The organism is Flavobacterium sp. (assembly GCF_044348915.1).
Lineage (GTDB): Bacteria > Bacteroidota > Bacteroidia > Flavobacteriales > Flavobacteriaceae > Flavobacterium.
In genome coordinates, this window is sequence record NZ_JBIKRX010000098.1 from 1 (window position 1) to 8,866 (window position 8,866).

10 protein-coding genes and 1 pseudogene are annotated in these 8,866 nt (G+C 35.4%); 10 read left to right on the top strand and 1 reads right to left on the bottom strand.

Features of this window, described 5'->3' with window-relative positions; translation table 11 throughout:
* The first annotated feature begins 174 nt into the window (after window positions 1-174).
* From rmuC to ACIQ1E_RS12580, 3 genes are all read left to right on the top strand, one after another.
* Window positions 175-1,545, top strand: coding sequence for a DNA recombination protein RmuC (gene rmuC / locus ACIQ1E_RS12570; protein ID WP_396171652.1), 1,371 nt, complete (start codon window positions 175-177; stop codon window positions 1,543-1,545).
* Between the two features lie 10 nt (window positions 1,546-1,555).
* The gene (locus ACIQ1E_RS12575) at window positions 1,556-1,921 is read left to right on the top strand and encodes a 6-phosphogluconate dehydrogenase (protein ID WP_396171653.1); all 366 of its coding nucleotides are present in this window, start codon (window positions 1,556-1,558) and stop codon (window positions 1,919-1,921) included.
* 80 nt (window positions 1,922-2,001) lie between these two features.
* Window positions 2,002-2,544, top strand: a complete 543-nt coding sequence (locus ACIQ1E_RS12580) for a YceI family protein (protein ID WP_396171654.1) — start codon at window positions 2,002-2,004, stop codon at window positions 2,542-2,544.
* A 1-nt stretch (window position 2,545) separates the two neighbouring features.
* Here ACIQ1E_RS12580 and ACIQ1E_RS12585 read toward each other — a convergent pair whose 3' ends face one another.
* On the bottom strand, window positions 2,546-3,457 hold the full coding sequence (locus ACIQ1E_RS12585) for a TIGR01777 family oxidoreductase (RefSeq protein ID WP_396171655.1): 912 nt from the start codon (window positions 3,455-3,457) through the stop codon (window positions 2,546-2,548).
* Window positions 3,458-3,578: 121 nt separating this feature from the next.
* On the opposite strand from ACIQ1E_RS12585, the gene ACIQ1E_RS12590 reads away from it, so the two are divergent.
* The 7 genes and pseudogenes from ACIQ1E_RS12590 to ACIQ1E_RS12620 all read left to right on the top strand — a co-directional run bounded on the left by ACIQ1E_RS12590 (window position 3,579) and on the right by ACIQ1E_RS12620 (window position 8,760).
* A complete protein-coding gene (locus ACIQ1E_RS12590; protein WP_396171656.1) occupies window positions 3,579-4,238 on the top strand; it encodes a TetR family transcriptional regulator C-terminal domain-containing protein in 660 nt (219 codons plus the stop codon).
* Between the two features lie 137 nt (window positions 4,239-4,375).
* On the top strand, window positions 4,376-5,686 hold the full coding sequence (locus ACIQ1E_RS12595; RefSeq protein ID WP_396171657.1) for an ABC1 kinase family protein: 1,311 nt from the start codon (window positions 4,376-4,378) through the stop codon (window positions 5,684-5,686).
* Window positions 5,683-5,961 (top strand): TIGR03643 family protein, encoded by a 279-nt coding sequence (locus ACIQ1E_RS12600; RefSeq protein ID WP_396171658.1) that lies wholly within the window; start codon window positions 5,683-5,685, stop codon window positions 5,959-5,961. Before ACIQ1E_RS12595 ends, ACIQ1E_RS12600 begins: the two co-directional genes overlap by 4 nt.
* 33 nt (window positions 5,962-5,994) lie before the next feature.
* Window positions 5,995-6,039, top strand: a pseudogene (locus tag ACIQ1E_RS12605) (hypothetical protein); the annotation flags it as partial.
* Window positions 6,020-6,652: an SDR family NAD(P)-dependent oxidoreductase gene (locus ACIQ1E_RS12610; protein ID WP_396171661.1), complete on the top strand. Its 633-nt coding sequence runs from the start codon at window positions 6,020-6,022 to the stop codon at window positions 6,650-6,652. The pseudogene ACIQ1E_RS12605 and the gene ACIQ1E_RS12610, both read left to right, overlap by 20 nt.
* 42 nt (window positions 6,653-6,694) lie before the next feature.
* A complete protein-coding gene (gene folE / locus ACIQ1E_RS12615; RefSeq protein ID WP_396171659.1) occupies window positions 6,695-7,309 on the top strand; it encodes a GTP cyclohydrolase I FolE in 615 nt (204 codons plus the stop codon).
* A gap of 23 nt (window positions 7,310-7,332) precedes the next feature.
* Entirely contained in the window at window positions 7,333-8,760 is a 1,428-nt protein-coding gene (locus ACIQ1E_RS12620; protein ID WP_396171660.1) for an SDR family oxidoreductase, read from the top strand.
* The last annotated feature ends 106 nt before the right edge of the window (window positions 8,761-8,866 follow it).

The following is an 8,866-nucleotide window of genomic DNA, read 5'->3' on the forward strand; positions in this document are numbered from 1 at the left end:
GCAGCACAAAACTTTGCTAAAATACGCTCAGTCATTGATACAACTATAAAAAATGGCCTAAATGTATTGGAAGCATTGGTAATAATAGCTAAATTTGAGTTTGAATTATAAACTGATTAGTTACTAAAATTGATATTTTTCCATACTTTTACTTTATTCAAAAATTCATTTTCTATGTCATCCCTACTCCCTTTTTTATTAATTTTCATTATCGCTCTCGCCGTTGGAATCTTTATTGGTAAACTTATTTTTTCGGCACGATTTCAAGTCGAAAAAATAAGCCTAGAAGAGAAATTAATCGCTACCAACAACCAAATTGACCAAATTAATCAACAATTTGCTTTCGAAAAAAATGCTTTCGAAAAGCAATTAGGGATCGCCAATACTGAAAAAGAAACCATTCGCAACGAGAAAGATAGCCTTGCCCTACAATTGACAAAGAAAGAAGTCGATTTTGAAAATCTTTGGGAACGCAATAAGGAACAAAAAGACGAGGTTGAAAAACTTCAGGAGAAATTCACCAAGGAATTCGAGAATTTGGCCAATAAAATTTTAGACGAAAAATCAAGCAAGTTTACCGAACAGAACAAAGAAAATATGAAAAACATCTTGTCGCCCTTGCAAGATAAAATTCAATTATTCGAAAAGAAAGTTGAGGATACTCACAAAGAAAGCATCGATTATCACGCGGCTTTGCGTCAACAAATCTTAGGTTTAAAAGAAATGAATTTGCAAATGAGCAAAGAAACATTGAACCTGACAAAAGCCCTTAAAGGTGACAGCAAAATGCAAGGAAATTGGGGCGAACTAGTGCTAGAGCGTGTACTCGAAAAATCAGGATTAGAAAAAGACCGAGAATATTATGTACAACAATCCCACACTAATTCCGAGGGACAGCGTGTTTTGCCTGATGTAGTCATCAATCTTCCTGACGGCAAAAAGATGATCGTCGATTCGAAAGTATCGCTGACGGCCTATGAAAAATACATCAACGAGGAAGACGACAGTCTAAAAAGCAGCTACCTGAAAGAACATGTCGGTTCTATAAAACGTCACGTGGAGCAATTGGGTGAAAAAAATTACCAAGATTTGTACCAAATAGAAAGCCCAGATTTTGTTCTTTTATTTATCCCAATGGAACCAGCTTTTGCCTTGGCATTGAATGATGACACCACATTGTACAGTAAAGCTTTTGAAAAGAATATTGTAATTGTGACGCCTTCTACCCTATTGGCAACTTTACGAACCATTGACAGTATGTGGACCAACCAAAAACAGCAGGAAAACGCTTTTGAAATTGCCCGACAAGCTGGCGCTTTGTATGATAAATTTGAAGGATTTGTAGCCGATTTAATAAAAATTGGAAAGAAAATCGACGAAAGCAAAGTGGAATATCAAGGGGCAATGAACAAACTAGTGGATGGAAAAGGAAACCTGATTACAAGTGTAGAAAAATTAAAAAAAATGGGCGCTAAAGCCAAAAAAGCACTGCCTGACAACATACTAACCAGAGCAGGAAAAGACGAAAATTTAGACTTAAATTAAAACAACTATTATGAGAAAGTTTTTAGGAATTATTATCGGACTAGGTATTATTGCTGCGGTTTGCTACTTTACATTTATTTATTATGCAACCTACAGCGAAGGGGTTCGTTCAGGAGAATTAATCAGATTCAGCAGCCGTGGAATGTTATTCAAAACCTATGAAGGAGAATTGAGCCAAGGAATTTCGGGTGCTCAAATTTTCAGTTTCTCCGTTTTGGACAGTGATACAAAAGTCATTGCCGATTTGAAAGAAATGGAAGGCCAATATGTGAAATTGACTTATATAGAACGCTACAAAACATTCCCGTGGTGGGGAGACTCAAAGTATTTTATTACCGATGTGAAAATGGATAAATCTCCATTTAAAATAAAATAGAATTGGCAAAACTTTTTTGATCATTTTTCGCCCTGTTGACCGATAAATTACTTAACTTTAGAGGAATCAATTCAGTCGATATGAAAAAAACCGTCATCATTCTACTTTTTTTTGTATTCACAGGTTCCTTTGCCCAGAAAATTATGAACACTGCGACAGGCATCATTAATTTTGAAGCCTCAGTTCCATTCTACGAAGAAGTAGCCGCAACAAACAAAACAGTTTCAGCCATTCTAAACTTGAAAACTGGCCAACTCAATTGCGTCGTTCAAATGAAAAATTTTCGTTTTAAACTGTCCTTAATGGAGGAGCATTTTAATATAAAATATTTGGAAACAGACGATTATCCACAAGCCACTTTTAAGGGAATAATTGAAGGTTTCAACATCAACATTATCGGCAACTCTGCGAAGGAGTTTAAATTGAATGGCGAACTTAAAATACACGGAGTGTCTAAAAAGATAAACACAATTGTGTTTCTAAAAAAAGAAGGAAAATCATTAGAAATTGTGTCGGATTTCAAAGTAAATACCAAAGATTTCAATATTCAAATCCCCGAAATACTGAAAATGAAAGTCGCAGAAACGGTTACTGTAAAATATTACTTTTTAGTAAAACAATAGCTTAAACTAGGCAGCTCCTTAAAGCCTGTTCTAAGTCTTTGTATTGGAATTGAAAACCAGTTTTTTCAATCTTAGCAGAAGAAACCCTTCGGCCTGTTAAGAGTATTTGTGCCATTTCGCCTAAGGCTATTTTCATTAGAAAACCTGGAACAGCAGGCAGCCACATAGAATAGCCGTAGATTTTTGCCAAAATTTTAGAAAAAGATTCGTTCGTAGTATTGTCATTTATAGCAGCATTGTAAGCACCATAGATTTCGGCATTACGAATAGATTCAAGATAGATTGCGCACAGATCATCAATATGAATCCAAGGCATGTATTGTTTTCCAGACCCAAGTGCAGAACCCAATTTCAATTTGAATAAAGGCGCCAATTTCTTAAGAAAACCATCCTCTTTCCCTAGAACCAAACCTGTTCTAATTTTGACCGTGCGAATACCTAAACTTTCGATGGCATTGGCTGCAGCTTCCCATTTTTGACAAGTTAAACCTAAAAAATCGTTCACAGGCACCGTGTTTTCAGCACAAATCTCTGGACCATTAACAGCTCCGTAAATACCAACTCCGGAAGCAGATACAAATGCTTCCAATTTTTTGTTGTTACGTTTTAACACATCATATATTATCTTGGCCGATTTTTCTCTGCTTTCTACAATGGCTTTCTTGCGCTTTACAGTCCATCTCTTCTCCGCAATTCCCTCGCCAGCAAGATGAACCACATAGTCTGCTTTCAAAACAGCCTTCTCATCAATGTACTGATTTGCAACATCCCAACGAAAATAATACATATCTCCCGAATTTTGTTTCAAATTTCTGCTCAAAATTGAAACAGAAAATCCTTTCTCAATTAACAATTTTGCTAAATGTCTTCCAACAAATCCAGCACCTCCAGTTATTAAAACGTTCTTTTTCATAGTACAAATATAATTATATTTTGAATCAACGCAAAATATTAACAAATCTTTTTGTTTAATTTTTTATGATATTTGTTAAACATTTTATATATTTACCAAATAATTTAAACTCACAGATAAAATGGCAACTAAAAAAACACCTAATACCAAAGATAAAATTGTGTCTTTGTACATGAATTATCGCTTAGAAAATGCCGATAGACCGAATTCAGTTTATCTATTTGCTAAAGAAAATGATTTCACTGAAACCGAATTCTACACGTATTTCGGAACTATTGAAAGTATTGAAAAAGAGATTTTCAAAGTGTTTTTTGAAAAAACAAAACAGTTGATTGAGAAAGATCCTGCATATGAAAATTACGATATGAAAACTAAAACACTGAGTTTTTACTTCACCTTTTTCGAAATGCTCTCAGCCAACAGAAGTTATGTTCAGTTGACCATGAAAGAACATCGAAATCAACTTAAGAATTTAATGCAGCTGTCCAGTCTTAGGGTAGAATTCAAAAATTATATCGGCGAAATACTAACCGACGACTTAAGGGTTCAATACGAAAAATTTCATGACATTCAGGAAAAAGCCCTGAAAGAGTCAGCTTGGATTCAGTTTTTGATGATTTTAAAATTCTGGTTAGATGACGCCTCCCCTTCCTTTGAAAAAACAGATGTTTTTATAGAAAAATCAGTAAAAGCGAGCTTCGAACTCATGAACATGGCGCCAATTGAAAGTTTGATCGATTTTGGAAAATTCCTTTTTAAAGAAAAAATACAACAGAACTAATGAAATGAGCATTGGAGGAAATACAATTCAAACGCCTATAATGATAGATGCAACTTGAACGCAGCGAATAACGTTAGCAATTACGCCTGCCTATCGGCAGACAGGCATGACCTTTAAAAAACAATTAACAACGACATATGAAAACAATCGACTATATTCCAACTTCAAAAATTGAAAGAGCTACAAAACTCGTGCAAACTGGCGCGAAAGTTGGAGTAAATTATCTAAAATACTATAGCGAAAAGATCGTCAACACCGATCTAACTCGAGATAAACTTAACGAAGATAACGCTGAGGACATTTATGACGGGCTAAAAAGCATGAAAGGCAGTGCCCTGAAGGTGGCACAAATGCTAAGTATGGACAAAAGCTTCTTACCGCAAGCATATGTTGATAAATTTTCTTTGTCTCAATTCTCTGTCCCACCTCTTTCTGCCCCATTAGTTTTAAAAACCTTTAAAACTAATTTTGGAAAAACACCCTATGAAATCTTTGACGAATTCAATCCCAACTCAGTAAATGCTGCAAGTATTGGTCAAGTTCATTTGGCTGTTAAAGACAATAAGAAACTAGCCGTGAAAATTCAATATCCTGGGGTAGCTAATAGTATTTCATCAGATTTAGCTTTAGTTAAACCAGTTGCAATTCGCATGTTTAACCTCCAAGGCAAGGATTCTGATAAGTATTTCAAGGAAGTTGAAGACAAGCTCACTGAAGAAACCAACTACCTATTAGAACTTAAACAAAGTCAAGAGGTCGCCAAAGCTTGCCAGAAAATAGAAAACTTAGTTTTTCCGCGATACTACCCTGAATATTCTTCAGAGAAAATCATTACTATGGATTGGATGACTGGCATACACCTTTCAGAATTCACATCAAAAAATAAAGATCTAAAAGCTGCCCAAAAATTAGGTCAAGCACTCTGGGATTTTTATATGTATCAAATCCATATTTTAAGAAAAGTACACGCTGATCCACATCCTGGAAACTTTTTGGTGAACAACGAAAATCAGTTGGTAGCATTAGACTTTGGCTGCATGAAACAAATTCCAAACGAATTCTATATTCCTTACTTTGAATTGATAAAAAAGGAAATTATAAACAACAAACTTCTTTTTGAAAAAAAATTATTCGAATTAGAGATTCTTCGAACTGAAGATTCACAAGAAGAAATCGAATATTTCAGCGGTATGTTTTACGATTTATTATCACTTTTTACCAAGCCATTTCAGTCAGAAACATTTGACTTTTCGGATGAAATATTCTTTCAAACCATCGCGAAACTTGGCGAACGATTCACCAAAGACACTACGCTTCGAAAAATGAATGGCAATCGCGGCTCGAAACATTTTATTTATATGAACCGAACTTTCTTTGGCCTCTACAATTTAATGTTTGATTTGAAAGCAGAAATTGTGGTCAACGAATATAAAAAGTATAAAAATTGAAAAGAGATTTAGGCGAAATTGAAATAGACCGAATCATAGAAATGGCTTGGGAAGATCGAACTACTTTCGATGCTATTCAGATACAATTTGGTTTAAAAGAACAAGAAGTCATCGACTTGATGCGAAAAGAAATGAAACCCTCAAGTTTCAAAATGTGGCGAGAAAGAGTTCAAGGACGCAAAACAAAACACGAAAAGCGGAGAAACTTCGAAGAAGGAAGATTTAAATGCAGCCGACAACGGCAAATCAATAATAATAAAATTTCAAAGAGATAAGTTTAATATGAGAAACATAGTAATTATCGGTGGCAGCAAGGGCATTGGCAAAGAAATTCTGCAACAGCAATTGGATAACAATATAGTATACAATATGAGTAGGAATGCTCCTGAAATTACGCACCCGAATTTGAAGCATTACTCATTGAATGTCTTGCAAGACGCCCTACCTGAGATCGAAAATATCGATGTTTTAATTTATTGTCCAGGTTCTATAAACTTAAAACCGATCGGAAGTTTGAGTATTGAAGACTTTAGAAATGATTTCGAAATCAATGTGATTGGGGCTGTAAAAACCATTCAAAAGTATTTACCATCATTAAAAAAAGGAAATGATCCTTCGATTGTCTTATTCAGTACAGTCGCCGCAAAGCTAGGAATGCCTTTTCACGCTAGCGTTGCCACAGCTAAAGCCGGAGTGGAAGGTTTAGTAAAATCGTTAGGAGCAGAATTAGCTTCGGTAGTACGCATCAATGCTATTGCGCCAACAATAACAGACACTTCGCTTGCAGCAGGCATACTGCGCAACGACCGAATGAAAGAAAATATGATGGAACGCCATCCGATGAAGAACTATTTAAAACCTGAAGAGGTAGCAAGCATGGCAAATTTTCTCATATCAGAAAATGCAAAATCAATTTCAGGACAAGTTTTTGAGATGGACTATGGAATTGTAACTTTTAAAATTTAAGAAATAACAACAGCAATATTTAATCTATAAACCAAAAGCAAAATGATCGCAAAAGAACTAAAAGGATACGAAAAAATAGAAACCTACGATAACGAAGCCATGTCGGTTATGGCTGAAAATTACCGCTCTATTATCGCCAATGTTGGTGAAGACATCTATAGAGAAGGTATTTTGAAAACTCCAGAAAGAGCAGCAAAAGCAATGCTATACCTGACCCACGGGTACGGATTAGACCCTCTATCTATTCTAAAATCAGCTTTATTCACAGAAAACCATAAACAAATGATTGTCGTAAAAGATATTGAAGTATACTCTATGTGCGAACATCATATGTTGCCCTTCTTTGGAAAAGCGCATATTGCCTATATACCAAACGGCAAAATTGTTGGATTAAGCAAACTTCCAAGAATTGTAGATGCTTTTTCGAGAAGAATGCAAGTTCAAGAAAGGTTGACTGACGAAATTAAAAATTGCATTCAGGAAGCTTTGAATCCTCTAGGAGTTGCAGTCGTTATCGAGGCACAACATATGTGTATGTGCATGCGTGGCATTCAAAAACAAAATTCAGTTACCACTACCTCATCATTTACTGGGGCTTTCGAAAAAGACAAAACGAGAAAAGAATTCATTAGCTTAGTTTCCAATAAATTGAGTTAACTTTATCCTTTAAAAGTAAAACGATGAAAGTTCTCTTAACAGGCGCAACAGGTTACATTGGCAAACGATTATTACCAATTTTGGTAGAGCAAGGCCACGAAGTAGTTTGTTGCGTAAGAGACAAAAACAGGTTTTATGCGCCCAAACAGTTGTTGAACAGCATTAAAATAATAGAAGTTGATTTCTTGAAAGAAGAAACTTTGACTGAAATTCCGGAAGACATCGATGCTGCCTATTATTTAATTCATTCAATGTCCTCTTCAGCATTGAATTATAGTGAACTTGAAAGAGTTTCTGCCGAAAATTTTGTTCAAAGACTCAATCAAACGCAAGCAAAACAAGTCATTTATTTAAGTGGAATAGTCAATGACAGTTCGCTTTCCAAACATTTATCATCACGGAAAAAAGTGGAAGATGTGCTAAACACAGGGCATTTTGCAAGTACCACCCTTAGAGCTGGGATAATTGTCGGTTCAGGTAGCGCATCTTTCGAAATCATTAGAGATTTAATTCAAAAACTCCCTATTATGATCACTCCGAGGTGGCTCGATACTAAATGCCAACCTATTGCAATAAGTGATGTGCTGGAATTTTTGTCGAAATCGCTGTTGAACCCACTAACATACGATCAAAATTTTGACATAGGAGGCCCAGACATTCTGACATATAAGGAAATGTTATTGGGCTTTGCTAAAGCCAAAAAACTAAAAAGATGGATTTATACCATTCCAATAATGACTCCCAAATTATCATCCTATTGGCTGTATTTCGTCACTTCTACCTCTTATAAATTAGCTACTGCATTGGTGAGTAGTATGAAAGTTGAAGTGATTTGTAAGGACAATCGAATCAATGAATTGCTTGAAGTAAAACCAATGACTTATGAGCTAGCATTATCGAAAGCCTTGATAAAAATAGACAAAGACGATGTCGCTTCCAGTTGGAAAGATTCGTTAATTAGTGGGCGATTTAGCAGTAACATATCCAGATTTTTGAAAGTTCCAAAAAAAGACTGTTATATAGATCGTCGAAAGAAAGAAATAATAGACCGAAATTTTACGGTAGAAAGAATTTGGTCGATAGGCGGTGAAACAGGTTGGTACTACGGTGATTGGCTTTGGAATCTTAGAGGATTTATAGATAAATTATACGGCGGAGTTGGCTCTCGAAGAGGAAGAACAAACAAACACGATATACATGCTGGAGACGCATTAGATTTTTGGAGGGTTTTGTATGCCAATAAAGACGAAGGAAAACTAGTTTTGTTTGCTGAAATGAAATTACCAGGCGAAGCTTGGCTTGAATTCAAAATCATCAACAACACCTTATATCAATCAGCAACTTTTAAGCCTAAAGGCATTTGGGGTAGGCTTTATTGGTACGCGGTTTTACCTTTTCACGGCTTTATTTTTCAAGGAATGTTGAATAAATTAATAGGTATAGGCGCTTAGAGCACCCTTGTTATCTATTGATTTTATTGATATTTATTCAAATTTCACCATCTTTTTCATTAACACATCGAAGATTGTCCCCATATTTGACCTTCTATTGTATCTA

Coding starts and splice junctions, on each gene's coding strand:
- ACIQ1E_RS12590 (WP_396171656.1), top strand. CDS start 3,579: ATGGCAACTAAAAAAACACCTAATACCAAAGATAAAATTGTGTCTTTG.
- ACIQ1E_RS12620 (WP_396171660.1), top strand. CDS start 7,333: ATGAAAGTTCTCTTAACAGGCGCAACAGGTTACATTGGCAAACGATTA.
- ACIQ1E_RS12580 (WP_396171654.1), top strand. CDS start 2,002: ATGAAAAAAACCGTCATCATTCTACTTTTTTTTGTATTCACAGGTTCC.
- ACIQ1E_RS12595 (WP_396171657.1), top strand. CDS start 4,376: ATGAAAACAATCGACTATATTCCAACTTCAAAAATTGAAAGAGCTACA.
- folE (WP_396171659.1), top strand. CDS start 6,695: ATGATCGCAAAAGAACTAAAAGGATACGAAAAAATAGAAACCTACGAT.
- rmuC (WP_396171652.1), top strand. CDS start 175: ATGTCATCCCTACTCCCTTTTTTATTAATTTTCATTATCGCTCTCGCC.
- ACIQ1E_RS12575 (WP_396171653.1), top strand. CDS start 1,556: ATGAGAAAGTTTTTAGGAATTATTATCGGACTAGGTATTATTGCTGCG.
- ACIQ1E_RS12585 (WP_396171655.1), bottom strand. CDS start 3,457: ATGAAAAAGAACGTTTTAATAACTGGAGGTGCTGGATTTGTTGGAAGA.